Source organism: Kluyvera sp. 142486 (genome assembly GCF_046569695.1).
In the GTDB taxonomy this organism is placed as follows: domain Bacteria; phylum Pseudomonadota; class Gammaproteobacteria; order Enterobacterales; family Enterobacteriaceae; genus Kluyvera.
The window spans coordinates 94,651-109,738 of record NZ_JBKHUI010000007.1; the positions used below are offsets into that span (position 1 = coordinate 94,651).

Below are 15,088 nucleotides of genomic sequence, written 5' to 3' on the forward strand. Positions count from 1 at the left end.
CCTTATTTAGGGTAGTTTTTTAAACCCACAAAGCACAGGTAAAATTCGCTATACCGTCCAGGATAACGGATGATAAAAGCATTAACGTACAGAGAGAATAGAAAAGGGAAAGCGCTGTGTTGAAAAAGTTGGTCACCGGGCAACTGAGTTTGCCAATGACGTTTTGGGGATGGGGATTTTGTGGCGGGCTGGTTTTGGGGCTGATTGGCCTTGCGGGCATTCATACCACCCATGCCGCGCTGGTTCCGTTGTCTTACCTTTTAAAAATTGTTCTGTTTTGTGCCGTACTGTCCGGCGTGACGTTTATTCTGCGTAGAAAAATAACGGTATTCGGGAGCCTGGCTTTTCTGGTGTTTCTGGTTCAGGTCATCCTCAATATCATCATGTTTATCGGACTTTATTCATTATTTTTTATCTGGTAGCGCCATTCTCGTTTGCGTCGACGTCTCGCTTTATATCGCTAAGGGTAAACTGCTCGGCGTTGATGCCATTATTTACGTCAGCCGGAAAAGGATTCAGGCGAGTTTGCAAGGGGCTTAAAGGCGTGTGAGTGACCTGGGTGAAAGCGTTACTGTGTTGCCGTTACAAGCTGTAGCTGAGGATAGCGTTCCAGCCATCTTTTTATCACAACCCGCTCTCTGAAAACGGCGAGCTTATCCCGCTCAAACGGGGGCGTCGGCCTGAGGCGGAGTTCAAACAGGTCGCGAAGCCCATAAGGGGCAATACTCTCAATAAGACCTGAAGGTGCGATTCTGACGGCCACCGCCGTCGCGGTTTCGGGCCAGAAGCTCAGCGCATGCTCCGTTGAGTAATAGGGTGAGTTGCCGTTATGGTGATGCATTCTGGCCTGATTCTTCACTGACCAGTCAAATGCTGAGGTCAGTTGCCGAAGCTTTTCTTCCAGGCGTCGATCCTCATCCGGGCTGCACTGATTTTCATCGAAGAACACCACATCCACGTCACCTGCTACGGGGCGTGGGCTAAACCCATGAAGGTGATCCCATACTGCTTCCCGCACAAATCCGGCGCCGATCCAGCCGTCCCTGAGCCCCAGGGTTTGCACCGTATGAAGCGCCTGCATTCTGCCAGGGTCGGCAAGTAAAAGTCTCTGTAAGGTCTCCTGGTAGGGCATCGCTTTCATCTACAGAATATCCCTTTAACGTCACACGTCCCCGAGCTAGAGATGCATAATCTGGCGAAACTCTTTCACCTTGCTGCGGCTTACCGGCACCTGAAATTCCAGGTCACGCAGGCGCAGAATGTAGGTGTTATTAAACCACGGCTCTATCTCGCGAATTTTATTCAGGTTGACGCAATAGGAGCGGTGGCAGCGGAAAAACTGGCTGGCCGGTAGCCTGGCGCAAAATTCGGTGATGTTTATCGGCATCACGTACGACTCGCGCTTGGTGTAGACAAACGTCATCTTCTCATGCGCTTCGGCGTAGTAGATGTCGTTTACCGGGGTCACGATGATGCGTTCGTCTTTAATCAAGTTAATGGTGTCGTTTTCACGCGGCGCGCTGCTGGCCACATTGACGCTGCCGGACTGCTGCTGTTGCCAGCTGGCTTCCAGCTTTTGCAGCATGGTGACGATGCGTGATTCCTGATACGGCTTCAGAATATAGTCGAACGCTTCCAGCTCAAAGGCCTCAACTGCGTGCTCTTTCCACGCGGTGATAAAGACGATAAACGGCTTATGGGCAAACTGGCTGATGTTCTGCGCCAGCAGCACGCCGTCCAGCGACGGAATATTGATGTCGAGGAAAATGGCATCCACTTTGTTGTGCTGCAAAAATTTCAGCACGTCGAGCCCGTCGTCAAACGTCCCGACAATCTCCATCTGGCTATGCTGCTGAATCAGCCAGGTAAGCTCCTGCTGCGCCAGGAATTCATCTTCGACAATGATGACTTTCATGTAAACTCCGGGTTAGGGCAATAACGTGGCGGCGGCCGGTACGGGCGTACGCTGGTTAGGAATATAGAACGACATTTCCGTGCCCGGCTCCAGACGGCGAATATGCAACCCTTCACCGTACAGCAGTTTGACGCGGTGGTGCACGTTGAGCAGGCCTATCTTATTCCCCGGCATTTCGTTGGCTTCAACCCGCGCAATCACCAGCGGGTCGATACCCGGCCCGGTATCGCGCACGCCAATGCGCACGCGGTTGCCGGACTCCGTCACGCTGATGGTGACCACGCCTTTCCCCTTGCTGCGCTGAATACCGTGCACGATGGCGTTTTCCACCAATGGCTGGATCAGCAGGCTCGGGATAAGGCAGTTCACCTCATCATCAATATCATAAATGACCGTGAGCTTATCGCCGAAACGCGCCTGTTCGATGGCAATATAGTCTTTAATCTGGTACAGCTCTTTACGAATATCAATCTGCTCATCATCTTTTAATTCAATGTTATAGCGCAGGTAGCGCGAGAGATTGAAAATCAGCTGCCGGGCGGTGTCCGGGTTCATGCGGATCGATGAAGAAATCGCATTCAGGGCGTTAAACAGAAAATGGGGATTGATCTTACTTTGCAGCGCGCGCAGCTCTGCCTTATTTGCCATTTCCCGCAGCTGTTCAGCGCGAGAAACTTCCAGTTGGGTAGATATAATTTGCGATAACCCTATTGCCATCTCCTGCAGTGAAGAGGTGATCTGGTGCGCGTGGCAGTAGTAAATTTTTAGCGTACCAGTGACGACCCCTTTCTCGGAAAGTGGGATCACCAGCATCGAGTGAATTTCCGGCGTACGATAGGCTTCATCATTGTTTTTAATGATGATTTCGTTGTTGTTGATCGCCTGTCTGGTGGTGGGGCTGATGGCGTCGTCGTTATTGTGGTAGTTATCTTCCCCCACGCCGACGTAGGCCAGCACCCGGTCGGTATTGGTGATCGCTACCGCATCGGCGTGAATATCCTGACGGATGATGTCGCAAATTTGACGCAGCGTGTCGCTGTTTATCTGGCGAAACAGCGGCAGCGTTTTGTTGGCGATATCCAGCGCCAGCTTGGCCTGGCGTGCGGCGCTGGCCTCTTTTTCCCCCTCAACGCTCTGCACCAGCAGGACGATAAAGCCGATACAGACGCTGCCGGCAATCATCGGGACGCCGATTTTCGACACAATATCGACCCCAAGCGCCGTGGTTGGTGCAAAAAGGATAACCAGAATCATCGTGCCTGTTTCGCATAACATTCCGCCGAGGATCCCTACGCGCCAATGCCGTTCTTTTGGGATTTTGCGGTGAATGATGCCCGAAATAATGCCTGCGGCGATGGTGGTAATAAAACAAGGAATGGCGGTCACTCCGCCGATATCGCTTAAATAGCGGTACGCGCCGGCGATGATGCCGGTAATGATACCTACCCAAGGACCGAAGAGGATCCCCGCGGACATCACCGAAATAATCCTGACGTTGACCAGCGATCCCTCTACCGGCACACCGGACCAGGTGCTGAAGATGGCGAACATCGAGAAGATAACCGTTACCGCCAGCAGCTCTTTCGGAGTGTGCGCTGATTTATGCAGTAGTTCGCGGAACAGACGGATGCGAATCAGGAAAAAAAGACAGATCAGCATTAATGCGGCCCGGTCATAGACCGCGAGCAGCATATCGAGTATTTCGTGCATGGGGGAGCGCCGAATGTTTTCAGGAAAGGTCTTATGATAAGAAACCCGACGGCGGATGACCAGCGGTACGCATGAATAGGGATAAACCCTATTTTTAAAAGGGGATTGATAGAAGAAATGAATCATTAAGGTGAGATCATAAATTTTCGACCTATCAGCACAGTTTTGATGAAAATAACTAGATAATATATTGTTATGTATATGTTTTAATTTCTCTGATTTTGACCGCTAGTGATTAATTCCCATTCGTAAACCTTCCCCTTTTCGCCACGGAAATATTTTTTTACCTCCCCCCTCGACAGCGCCAATTTTTTCAGGTTATTTTCTAGTCATGCCACATCGGTGGCAGCGTCGCTCGAACGGTTCGGGCGCTAACGTAAATCTGAGGAACCTATGGCTGACTCCAGTCCTGAACGCCGCTTTACGCGTATCGATCGCTTACCCCCTTATGTTTTCAACATTACCGCTGAACTGAAAATGGCTGCGCGTCGGCGCGGCGAAGATATTATCGATTTCAGCATGGGGAACCCGGACGGCGCGACGCCGCCGCACATCGTCGAAAAGCTCTGTACCGTGGCTCAGCGCCCGGACACTCACGGCTATTCCACTTCACGGGGTATTCCACGCCTGCGCCGGGCGATCTCTCGCTGGTATCAGGATCGCTACAACGTTGAGATCGACCCGGAAAGCGAAGCGATTGTGACCATTGGTTCGAAAGAGGGCCTGGCGCACCTGATGCTGGCCACGCTCGATCACGGCGATACCGTACTGGTGCCAAACCCGAGCTACCCGATCCACATTTACGGCGCGGTGATCGCCGGAGCCCAGGTACGTTCCGTACCGCTGGTGGAAGGTGTCGATTTCTTTAACGAGCTGGAACGCGCGATTCGCGAAAGCTATCCGAAGCCGAAGATGATGATCTTAGGTTTCCCGTCTAACCCGACCGCGCAGTGCGTCGAGCTGGAATTCTTCGAGAAAGTGGTCGCGCTGGCTAAACGTTACGACGTGCTGGTGGTACATGACCTGGCCTACGCCGATATCGTCTACGACGGCTGGAAAGCGCCGTCAATTATGGAAGTTCCCGGTGCTCGTGACGTGGCGGTTGAATTCTTCACGTTGTCGAAAAGCTACAACATGGCGGGCTGGCGTATCGGCTTTATGGTTGGCAACAAAACGCTGGTCAACGCCCTGGCGCGTATTAAGAGTTACCACGATTACGGCACCTTCACTCCGCTACAGGTTGCAGCGATTGCCGCGCTGGAAGGGGATCAACAGTGTGTGCACGATATCGCTGCGCAGTACAAGCGCCGCCGCGACGTGCTGGTGAAAGGGCTGCATGAAGCGGGCTGGATGGTCGACATGCCGAAAGCGTCGATGTACGTGTGGGCGAAAATTCCCGAGCAGTACGCCCATATGGGCTCGCTGGAGTTCGCCAAGAAGATGCTGCAGGACGCGAAGGTTTGTGTGTCGCCGGGCATCGGTTTTGGTGACTATGGCGATACCCACGTGCGCTTTGCGCTGATTGAAAACCGTGACCGTATTCGTCAGGCTATTCGCGGCATCAAAGCGATGTTCCGCGCCGACGGCCTGCTGCCGTCAGAGGGTAAATCAGCGGGTTGATTTCTTCATCCCTACAAAAGCAAACAGGAGCCAATCGGCTCCTGTTTTTTTTGCTTTTTATTGGCTAGATCATCAGGGCGAATGTGCCGGCAAAAACGATGACCATAAAGGAAATGCCCATAAAGAAATATTTCACGACTCATCTCTCCGCGTAATTTTTTCTACGCACTTATGACCGGGTGGTACTGCGAGTTGATATCAACCGACGGAAAAATCTGACCTACTTTTCGCGGCTGGCATCACCTCAGAATTCTGTGCATTTGTGCTCCAGATGGCGCTAATGTACGCCTAAAGATGTGGGGAAACAAGAGGGATTTTTTTATTAATTTTTAGTTACTTACGAGTGTCGTGATTCGGCGACACTTTAATTTCATACGGTAATAAATTCCATTCTGGCGACGTTTCGTTTCCCCCTTTTTGCTCGCTTAAACCCCATTGATTTTAAGGCTAATTTTGTGATGAATGTCGGAAAATCGTCGTTCTTCACCTGAGCCCTTTACTGGCAGGATGGCGAAATAGAACGTGCCCTCTGATGTGGATAGTGAACATGTGGCAACGGATCGGCAAAAAACGGGCCGTTTTGTTTTTACTTTTTGTTTTTTCAATGAATACTGAATGGACGAGGGATAATACTGACAGAGGAATTTCTATGATGACCCAAGGCGTTCGCCGCACCATGTTAATGATGATGACGACTCTTCCACTACTACTCGGCAGCACGGCACTGTACGCCGGAACCAGCAGCGTGCAGCAAAAGCTGGAGGCGTTAGAGAAAAGTTCGGGTGGGCGGCTGGGCGTTGCGCTGATTAACACCGCCGATGATTCACAAATAGCCTATCGCGCTGACGAACGCTTTGCGATGTGCAGCACCAGTAAGGTGATGGCCGCGGCGGCGGTGCTCAAGCAGAGCGAAAGTGATAAGGCGCTATTAAATCAGCGTGTTGAAATTAAGAAGAGCGATCTGATTAACTACAATCCGATAGCGGAAAAGCACGTTAACGGCACCATGACGCTGGCGGAACTCAGCGCGGCGGCGCTGCAATACAGTGACAATACCGCCATGAATAAACTGATCGCCCATCTTGGCGGCCCGGAGAAAGTGACTGCCTTTGCCCGCTCGTTGGGGGATGAAACCTTCCGCCTCGACCGCACCGAGCCAACGCTCAATACTGCTATTCCCGGTGACCCGCGCGATACCACCACGCCGCTGGCGATGGCGCAGACGCTGCGTAATCTGACGCTTGGCAAGGCGCTGGCGGAAACTCAGCGGGCGCAGCTGGTGACGTGGCTTAAGGGCAATACGACCGGAAGCGCGAGCATTCAGGCGGGCCTGCCAAAATCATGGGGCGTGGGAGATAAAACCGGCAGCGGGGATTACGGCACCACCAACGATATCGCCGTTATCTGGCCCGAAGACCATGCGCCGCTGATTCTGGTGACCTATTTTACGCAACCGGAGCAGAAAGCAGAGAGTCGCCGCGATGTGCTGGCCGCTGCGGCAAAAATCGTTACCGAAGGGCTTTAGCGTCAGTGGTGGAAAACGCCCCGCGCAGGATGGCGGGGCATTGAGGACAGTCAGCGGGCTGGCGCGTTGTCGCCAACCTGCGCCATGGCATACCACGCCATCAGTTCCGCGGTTCCCGCTTCCCCTTCAGCCGGAGACCATGGCGCGTAGTCTTCTTCAGCGACAGGCTGATACGCGCCCTGTTTCACTTCAAAAATTACACCACCGTTGTCCAGCGACAGCACGGCATGCCAGGTGCCAGCCGCCATTTCCAGTACGGTACAGCTTTCTCCCAGTACCGCCCGGTGAGTTACCGTTCCCTGCTCGTCAAAATTCAGCACCACAAAACGTCCGCTGAGCGGCAGCAGCAGCTCAAAGGTATGCGGATGGCGATGTGGGCGCACGTAGGTACCGGGCTCCATCGCAATCGCCAGACGCTGAACCGGATCGCTGAGCTCAGGATGGAAATTACGGTGCGCGCGCAGTCGTGAAGATTGAGCGGCAGCGACGCTCTGCTGTTGCATATCGTTACAGGTGATCTGTTTCATCCTGACGGCCTTGTTTATACGGGAAAATATGCTTGCCAGATTGCCAGAACTTACCTGGCAAGTGAAGCCCGTGGCTTGTGTCTTACATCGCTAAAGGTCATAGTTACGCAGTTGTTATTTAACTTATGAATAATTGTTATGTGAGAGAGTCGCCCATGGAGACGTACCTGAAGAAGATGAAAGGCGAGTGGCTGCTGCTGCTTAAGCAGACCGAACCTCACATACGGACGCTGGCCGCAGAGATTGCCGCCGCAAATGCGCATACGCTGTGCAACGAATTTTATAAAGTGGTGTTGGCCGACCCTCACGCTGAAGAGTTCCTCAGCAATGAGCAGGTGGAAAAACAGCTCAAGAGCGCGCTGGAGAAGTGGATTATCGAAATTCTCTCCTGCAAAGAGGAGGACATCGACCGCTTGATTGCCGCCCAGCATACCGTTGCGGAAGTGCATGCGCGGATCGGTATTCCGGTTGAACTGGTGGAGATGGGGTTCCGGGTACTGAAGAAAATCCTCTATCCCGCCATTATTTACAGTTCGCAGGAAGCGGCCGATAAGCTGCAGATTTACCACTTCGCTATCAACAGCATTGACCTGGCGATGGAGGTGATGTCGCGGGCGTTTTCCTTCAGTGAAAGCAGCCTATCAAAAGAGGATGAGAACTACCGAATTTTCTCGCTGCTGGAGAATGCCGAGGAAGAGAAGGAGCGGCAGGTTGCTACGCTGCTGACCTGGGAGCTCGATATTATCTATAAAGTGGTGCTGGATTCAGACCTCGGCAACAGCATGCCGCTCAGCCAGTCGGACTTTGGCCTGTGGTTTAACCATAAGGGACGTCACTACTTCAGCGGTATTGCCGAAGTGGGCCATATTTCCCGACTGATGCAGGATTTTGATGGTGTAATCCACGTCCAGAGCGCAGGAGATAAATCGCTCGGCAACAAAGCCCAGCGCAATAAATTCCTGATCCAGCTTAGAAGTACGGTATCGCAGATCCTGACTCTGCTGCGCGAGCTGTTTGAAGAGGTTTCCCGTCATGAGGTGGGAATGGACGTGCTCACCAAATTGCTCAACCGCCGTTTTTTGCCGACAATTTTTAAACGTGAAATTGCCCACGCGAACCGGGTTGGCACGCCGTTGTCTATTCTGGTGATTGATGTCGATAAGTTTAAACAGATTAACGATACCTGGGGCCATAACACTGGCGATGAGATTTTGCGTCGGGTATCCCAGGTTTTTTATGACAACGTGCGCAGCAGTGATTACGTTTTCCGCTACGGCGGCGATGAATTTATTATCGTTCTTACCGAAGCTTCTCCGGTTGATACCCTGCGCACCGCCGAACGCATCCGCAGCCGGGTTGAGAAAACTAAAGTGAAAGCGCCGGATGGCAATGACATTCCGGTTTCGTTGTCGATTGGCGCTGCGATGTTTAACGGTCATCCGGATTATGAACGACTGATCCAACTGGCGGATGAGGCGCTCTACATCGCTAAAAAGCGTGGAAGAAACTGCGTTGAGATGTGGAAAGCCGCTCAGTAGTCGGCCAGATAGCATCGGCAGAGAGGCGACGAAAACGTCGCCTCTACGATTTTTACATGACCCCGAAGAGTTTAGGCAGGAACAGCGAGATCTCTGGGATATAGGTGACCAGCAGCAGGATAAGGAACAGTACCGCGTAGAACGGCAGCATGGCTTTTACCACCTGCTCGATTTTTTGCTTACTGACCGCACTGGCAACGAACAACACTGAGCCGACCGGCGGTGTAATCAGACCAATCCCCAGGTTAACCAGCATAATCATCCCGAAGTGAACCGGGTCGATGCCCAGCGCATTGGTCACCGGCAGCAGCACCGGCGTCAGGATCAGAATCAGCGGCGCCATATCCATCAGCGTACCGATCAGCAGCAGCATGATGTTAATGCACATCAGAATCACATACTTGTTATCGGAGATGCTGGTGAAGGCTTCGGTGATACGCATTGGCAGCTGCATGTAGGTCATGATGGCGCCAAAGGCGGCGGCAAAACCAATCAGGATCATGACGATAGTGACGGTTTTTACCGTGCGGTACATCAGTTTTGGCAGCTCGGACCATTTGTAATCGCGGTAGATAAACATCGTCACAAAGAACGACCACAGACAGGCGATGGCCGCGGATTCCGTCGCGGTGAAGATACCGGAGAGGATCCCGCCCATAATGATGACCACGGTCATCAGTCCCCAGAGGGTATCGACGAAAATTTTCAGCGCCTGGCGGAACGGCACGCGTTCACCTTTCGGGTAGCCGCGCTTACGGGCGAAGCATACGCACATCACCATCAGGCTTAAGCTCAGCAGCAGCCCCGGTAAGATACCGGCGATAAACAGTGCGGCAATGGAGACGGTGCCGCCGGTTGCCAGTGAGTAGATCACCGAGTTGTGGCTTGGCGGCGTCAGGATGGCCTGTACCGAACCACTGGCGGTGACCGCCGCGGCGAAATCGCGTGGATAGCCCTTTTTATCCATTTCCGGGATCATCACCGAACCGATAGATGCCGTGTCCGCCACGGATGAGCCGGAGATGGCGCCAAAGAAGGTCGAGGCGACGATATTCACCAGCGACAGGCCGCCGCGGATAAAGCCTACGAAAATATAGGCGAAGTTCACCAGTCGGCGGGCAATGCCGCCCTCGGCCATAATCGCCCCGGCGAGAATAAAGAACGGAATCGCCAGCAGCGAGAATTTATTGACCCCGTTGGTTAACTGAATCATCACCGCTTCCAGCGGGATATCAATATACCAGGCGCCAATAATGGCGCTGATGCCCACGGCGAAAGCCACCGGTACCCCAATTGCCAGCATAATGGCGAGCGTAAAGACGAGAATAAATGCGTCCATCTGTATTCCTTTTCTCAATAACCGGGGCTTAACTGGTTGAACCCAGCATCACGACAGGGCGCTGATACTGCGGGCCGCGCCAGAGCTTTTCGATAATGAAAAGCAGGGTGATAGCGGAACCAATTGGCAGTGGCAGGTAGTTTTCTCCGGCGGTGAGCAGCGGAAACTCCGCTACCGGTTGCTCCCACAGTTCGTAGCAGAGCAAGGTGCCGTACCAGAGGATAAACAGGCTGATGGCCATCAGCATCAGGTCGGCCAGGATCAGGCAGACGCGGCGTACGCCTTCGCTCAGACGGTCAGTGACCATGCTGACGGCAATATGGGAACCTGCGCGATAGCTGACGGCGGCACCGATAAAGGTAAAGGTCACCATACACAAAATGGCGACGGGTTCAGGCCAGGAGAGGGCGCTGTTCATCACGTAGCGGGCAAAAATACCCACGGGGATAACGGCAACCATGACCAGCAACGCGAGCCCGGCAATCCACATGGAGATACGATAGATAATATCCATCAATGACGAATAGCGTTCGTCCATAATTATAACCTCTAAGACATAATGGAACTGAGGCGGATGAAAATACTCATCCGCCTGAACGATTACTTCACGTCCTGAATTTTCTTAATGAGATCCTGATGGTCTTTACCGTATTTATCGCGCACGGATTGAGTAGCGTTATAAAAGTATTCGGTATCGATATTATGGAACTGAACGCCGCTGGCTTTCATGGTTTCGAGAGATTTTTCGTTATAGACTTGCCACAACTGGCGTTGTTCCATCTGTGCTTCTTTCGCCAGGTTAAGAATTAACTGCTGGTCCTCTTTTTTCAACTTGTCCCATTTTGGTTTTGAAAACAGGAACAGTTCAGGAATAATAAAGTGTTTACTCCAGGTGTAATTTTTCGCTACCGGTAAATAGTTATGAGCCACAAAGGTTGGTGGGTTATTTTCCGTGCCGTCAATGACGCCGGTTTGCATGCCGCTGAACACTTCGCTGGTTCCCATGGCAACGGCGTTAGCGCCCATTGCTTTTAAGGTATCCAGCGCCACCGGGCTGGTTTGTACGCGAATTTTCATCCCTTTTAGATCTTCCGGTTTGGCAACCGGTTCTTTGGTGATGAGGTTACGGGTACCGGCGTCCATCCAGCCGAGGAAGATCAGGCGAGACTTGCTATTGCCGGTCAGACGATCGCCAATTTCCTGGCCAATCATACCATCAAGTACTTGATGCATATGGTTTTCGTCACGGAAGATATAGGGCAGGGTAAAAACGTTTATCTCAGGCAGAATCGCCGCAACCGGAGCCATTGAGACACGGATAATATCAATCGCACCTAATTGCGCCTGTTCAATCATCTGCTTTTCATCGCCGAGAACACCGCCAGGGAAGGTTTTAATATCAAGACGGCCCTGGGTCGCGGCGCTGAGTTTTTCACCCATATGTTTTACGGCGACTACGTTCGGATAATCGGCGGGATGGACGTCAGCGGCGCGTAATGTCTGCGCGAGAGTCGTGTGGGCAGTCAATATTAGGGTCGAACCAATGCACAAGCTTAACAGTGTTTTTGTCAATTTCATTTTCCTTCTCCAGACACGTATTAATATCCATTAATAGAGAAAAACAGAGTAAGAACTGCCCCTGAGAAGGGGCAGGGAAAAAGGGTCTTAATGCTGCTCGTTATGCAGGTTAATGAATGTAACTAATTATTTCGCTGACGATGTTCACAAAAAATGATGCTGAGATCGTGGTTTTGGAACAATGTTTCAAAAGTGCATGTGGGATCGACTTGTTGGCAGGAGGATAAGTGTGGATTTGTTTTTTTTATGTTAGAAGACTATTTATATTGTGAGCAATAATATAAAAGGCGTAGTGCTGTGTAATTGCAGTTGATGGGAAGTTTAAGTCTGGAGAGGGAAAGATTTGTCCCCTGCAGACTTCGAATTTGCGTTTTAATTTATTGATAATAATATAATTTAGTTTGTTCGATTAATTAATGTGCCCCCAATAAGGCCCCCATCTGTAGTAAGTCAAAACTAGAAGGTTGAAGGGGAATTTTTACGTCCATCTGAAGTGTTTTGGATTGCACGGTAACCTGGCTGTTTACGGAATCGTAGTGAGCACCATCAGCGTTTGAAAATGATACCATAACCTGGCTCCTTAGAGTTTATTGGGCAAAGCCCCTAGATAGTGTCGGGCGATGATATCGTTCAGTTTATCGACTAGTTCAGGTCTCTTGAATACGATGTGCGCTGTTCCCTTCTGAAAATAATGGCCTTCATTGCTGTTTCTCTTTTTTCCATCAACCAGCAGCCGCAGCGGAAGTCCTGCTTCATGGCCCAGTCCAGAGCGGTTTTCCCCCCGATACTGCGGGTCAGCATTGAAATATCGTCAAGCTGCTGTATCAACGTTTCAATCTCCGCCAGTGCGGCATTACGTCCGGTAACAATGCGCTCAATACTGGTGGAGCAAATCACGTCGGTATGGTCGGTTAGTACTTCGGGGTCGGTGAGAGTCAGTTGTGACATCATTTCTGTCCTCTATATAAAAGCAAAGCGCCAGTCGGTGAGGACTGGCGCTTATGTGCGTGTGATAAGTCTGGCTCGGGGCTAATCTGTTTTGGCCTGTTGCAGAAGCTGCAGATGGCGGAGATCGCGAACGTCCTGTAATGCCTGTTCAATCCTGGGCAGCAGGGCTGCTGAGTCAGTGTTGTCTTCGTCGTTATGGCTTACTGCCCCTTTTATCCTTACTGATCTAAAACCATATCTCTGAAAATGAATGGGTGTTTTAATTTTTCAGATATTGACTTGGATCAATTCAAGATCATTCTGTTAACAAATCTCCGTTCATTTTAACTGTTGCGACATAAATGCTTGTTTTGCGCACTAGTGGTAGTTCATTTTACTGGCATGTCAGTGCAATTCACTATTAACATTTAGTGGAAAATTCTTAAGAATTTTCTATATTCCGATTAAAGATCGGTGTATTTGATCTTAAGTCGATAATTATTCTATTATCGCGTGTAAATCACTTTAGTCTGAAAGTGCACGCAGCGATAAACCGAGGGATGATGAGATGGCTGATAGTTTCCAGAATGAAGTGCCAAAGGCACGTATTAATCTAAAGCTTGACCTGCATACAGGGGGAGCCAGCAAGAAAACCGAGCTCCCACTGAAATTACTGGTGGCGGGCGACTTCAGTAATGGTCAGGAGTCTGCCCCCTTGTCTGAGCGCAAAAAAAATAGCTTGAACAAAAATAATTTTGATTCTGTTCTTTCCGAATATTCCCCAAAAATCAATCTGACCGTCAAAAACACACTTGCCGGTGATGGCAGCGAAGACAACATCAGCCTGACCTTCCAGAGCATGAAAGATTTCACCCCGGAGCAGGTCTCCCGTCAAATACCTCAGCTGAAGGCAATGCTTTCCATGCGCAACCTGCTTCGCGATTTAAAAGCGAACCTGCTGGACAATCAGGCTTTCCGAAAGGAGCTGGAAAAAATTCTGCTCGACCCGGCCTTGAGCGCAGAACTCAGAGCCGAACTTTCAGCCCTGGTGCCTAAGCAGCCATAACGGTCACGATGATTTAACGGATTAATAAGGAAGATGCTGATGTCAGTAAAAAATGAGAATGCCGCTGGTGGCGAGAGCGTGTTGCTGGAACGTCCTGCGGCAGGTGGGGTTTATGCATCCCTGTTTGAAAAAATCAACCTTAACCCGGTCTCTGAGCTGAGTGCGCTGGATATCTGGCAGGACGCGCAGGCGATGTCGGATGCGACCGCGGATGAACGTTTAACGGCGGGGATGCAGGTGTTCCTGGAGTGTCTGACAAAATCGGGCTCAAGAGTTGAAAAACTCGACAAAAACCTGATTGACCACCATATCGCAGAGCTGGACTACCAGATTAGCCGTCAGCTGGATGCTGTAATGCACAGCGAAGAATTCCAGGCGGTGGAGAGCCTGTGGCGCGGCGTGAAATCCCTGGTCGACAAAACCGATTTCCGTCAGAACGTGAAGGTTGAACTGCTGGATATGTCAAAAGAAGACCTGCGTCAGGACTTCGAAGACAGTCCGGAAATCATTCAGAGTGGACTGTATAAACATACATATATTGATGAGTATGACACCCCGGGCGGTGAGCCGATTGCCGCGCTGATTTCCGCTTACGAATTTGATGCGTCAGCGCAGGATGTTGCTCTGCTGCGCAACATTTCAAAAGTGTCTGCCGCAGCGCATATGCCGTTTATCGGCTCTGCAGGTCCGAAATTTTTCCTCAAGGATTCGATGGAGGAAGTTGCGGCCATTAAGGACATTGGCAACTACTTCGACCGTGCGGAGTACATCAAGTGGAAATCCTTCCGTGAGACGGACGATGCCCGCTATATCGGTCTGGTGATGCCGCGCGTGCTGGGTCGCCTGCCATATGGCCCGGATACCGTGCCCGTACGCAGCTTTAACTACGTGGAAGAAGTCAAAGGCCCGGATCACGATAAATACCTGTGGACCAACGCATCCTTCGCCTTTGCATCCAACATGGTTCGCAGCTTCATCAACAACGGCTGGTGTGTACAAATTCGTGGCCCACAGGCTGGTGGTGCCGTGCAGGACCTGCCTATTCATCTGTACGATCTGGGTACCGGCAATCAGGTGAAGATCCCGTCAGAAGTGATGATCCCGGAAACCCGTGAGTTTGAGTTTGCGAACCTGGGCTTTATTCCATTAAGTTACTATAAAAACAGAGATTATTCCTGCTTCTTCAGCGCTAACTCCACCCAGAAGCCGGCCCTGTACGATACTGCAGATGCCACAGCCAACAGCCGTATCAACGCGCGTCTGCCGTATATCTTCCTGCTGTCCCGTAAGGCCCGCATTCTGGAAGCCGGAAATAACCACCTGACGTTACAGCCGCTGAAGGA

Annotated in this window: 13 protein-coding genes and 3 pseudogenes; 6 read left to right on the top strand and 10 right to left on the bottom strand. The window is 51.3% G+C overall.

Going from position 1 to position 15,088, the window contains the following annotated elements; all coding sequences use genetic code 11:
* Window positions 1–116 precede the first annotated feature (116 nt).
* Window positions 117–422: a hypothetical protein gene (locus ACLGE8_RS09915; RefSeq protein ID WP_410998231.1), complete on the top strand. Its 306-nt coding sequence runs from the start codon at window positions 117–119 to the stop codon at window positions 420–422.
* Window positions 423–568: 146 nt separating this feature from the next.
* Here the strand turns inward: ACLGE8_RS09915 and ACLGE8_RS09920 are convergent, their stop codons facing one another.
* Genes ACLGE8_RS09920 through ACLGE8_RS09930 form a run of 3 tightly spaced genes read right to left on the bottom strand, consistent with a single transcriptional unit; the run spans window position 569 to window position 3,625 of the window.
* The gene (locus ACLGE8_RS09920; protein WP_410998385.1) at window positions 569–1,132 is read right to left on the bottom strand and encodes a nucleotidyltransferase family protein; all 564 of its coding nucleotides are present in this window, start codon (window positions 1,130–1,132) and stop codon (window positions 569–571) included.
* Window positions 1,133–1,177: 45 nt separating this feature from the next.
* Window positions 1,178–1,915 carry a LytR/AlgR family response regulator transcription factor gene (locus ACLGE8_RS09925; protein WP_410998233.1) on the bottom strand — a complete coding sequence of 246 codons (738 nt, stop codon included), beginning with the start codon at window positions 1,913–1,915 and terminating at the stop codon, window positions 1,178–1,180.
* Between the two features lie 12 nt (window positions 1,916–1,927).
* Complete coding sequence (locus ACLGE8_RS09930; protein WP_410998235.1) at window positions 1,928–3,625, bottom strand: LytS/YhcK type 5TM receptor domain-containing protein; 1,698 nt, start codon at window positions 3,623–3,625, stop codon at window positions 1,928–1,930.
* A gap of 393 nt (window positions 3,626–4,018) precedes the next feature.
* On the opposite strand from ACLGE8_RS09930, the gene alaC reads away from it, so the two are divergent.
* Window positions 4,019–5,245 carry an alanine transaminase gene (alaC, locus tag ACLGE8_RS09935; protein ID WP_185669516.1) on the top strand — a complete coding sequence of 409 codons (1,227 nt, stop codon included), beginning with the start codon at window positions 4,019–4,021 and terminating at the stop codon, window positions 5,243–5,245.
* A 64-nt stretch (window positions 5,246–5,309) separates the two neighbouring features.
* Here the strand turns inward: alaC and ypdK are convergent, their stop codons facing one another.
* Window positions 5,310–5,381 (bottom strand): membrane protein YpdK, encoded by a 72-nt coding sequence (gene ypdK, locus ACLGE8_RS09940; protein ID WP_100249902.1) that lies wholly within the window; start codon window positions 5,379–5,381, stop codon window positions 5,310–5,312.
* Window positions 5,382–5,894: 513 nt separating this feature from the next.
* On the opposite strand from ypdK, the gene blaCTX-M reads away from it, so the two are divergent.
* A complete protein-coding gene (blaCTX-M, locus tag ACLGE8_RS09945; RefSeq protein ID WP_410998237.1) occupies window positions 5,895–6,770 on the top strand; it encodes a CTX-M family extended-spectrum class A beta-lactamase in 876 nt (291 codons plus the stop codon).
* A 50-nt stretch (window positions 6,771–6,820) separates the two neighbouring features.
* Here blaCTX-M and ACLGE8_RS09950 read toward each other — a convergent pair whose 3' ends face one another.
* The gene (locus ACLGE8_RS09950) at window positions 6,821–7,297 is read right to left on the bottom strand and encodes a WbuC family cupin fold metalloprotein (RefSeq protein WP_410998239.1); all 477 of its coding nucleotides are present in this window, start codon (window positions 7,295–7,297) and stop codon (window positions 6,821–6,823) included.
* Between the two features lie 155 nt (window positions 7,298–7,452).
* Here ACLGE8_RS09950 and ACLGE8_RS09955 point away from each other — a divergent pair, with 155 nt between their 5' ends.
* Window positions 7,453–8,835 (top strand): diguanylate cyclase, encoded by a 1,383-nt coding sequence (locus tag ACLGE8_RS09955; protein WP_410998241.1) that lies wholly within the window; start codon window positions 7,453–7,455, stop codon window positions 8,833–8,835.
* Window positions 8,836–8,887: 52 nt separating this feature from the next.
* On the opposite strand, the gene ACLGE8_RS09960 is transcribed toward ACLGE8_RS09955, so the two are convergent.
* The 5 genes and pseudogenes from ACLGE8_RS09960 to ACLGE8_RS09980 all read right to left on the bottom strand — a co-directional run.
* The gene (locus tag ACLGE8_RS09960) at window positions 8,888–10,174 is read right to left on the bottom strand and encodes a TRAP transporter large permease (protein WP_410998243.1); all 1,287 of its coding nucleotides are present in this window, start codon (window positions 10,172–10,174) and stop codon (window positions 8,888–8,890) included.
* A 28-nt stretch (window positions 10,175–10,202) separates the two neighbouring features.
* Window positions 10,203–10,712, bottom strand: a complete 510-nt coding sequence (locus tag ACLGE8_RS09965; RefSeq protein ID WP_410998245.1) for a TRAP transporter small permease — start codon at window positions 10,710–10,712, stop codon at window positions 10,203–10,205.
* A 62-nt stretch (window positions 10,713–10,774) separates the two neighbouring features.
* Window positions 10,775–11,752: a TRAP transporter substrate-binding protein gene (locus tag ACLGE8_RS09970; protein WP_410998247.1), complete on the bottom strand. Its 978-nt coding sequence runs from the start codon at window positions 11,750–11,752 to the stop codon at window positions 10,775–10,777.
* 580 nt (window positions 11,753–12,332) lie between these two features.
* Window positions 12,333–12,452, bottom strand: a pseudogene (locus tag ACLGE8_RS09975) (DUF4942 domain-containing protein); the annotation flags it as partial.
* Window positions 12,443–12,700, bottom strand: a pseudogene (locus tag ACLGE8_RS09980) (restriction endonuclease subunit M); the annotation flags it as partial. The pseudogenes ACLGE8_RS09980 and ACLGE8_RS09975, both read right to left, overlap by 10 nt.
* A 547-nt stretch (window positions 12,701–13,247) precedes the next feature.
* Here ACLGE8_RS09980 and tssB point away from each other — a divergent pair.
* Entirely contained in the window at window positions 13,248–13,745 is a 498-nt protein-coding gene (tssB, locus tag ACLGE8_RS09985) for a type VI secretion system contractile sheath small subunit (protein ID WP_410998249.1), read from the top strand.
* Between the two features lie 33 nt (window positions 13,746–13,778).
* Window positions 13,779–15,050: pseudogene (gene tssC, locus ACLGE8_RS09990) on the top strand (type VI secretion system contractile sheath large subunit); the annotation flags it as partial.
* Window positions 15,051–15,088 lie beyond the last annotated feature (38 nt).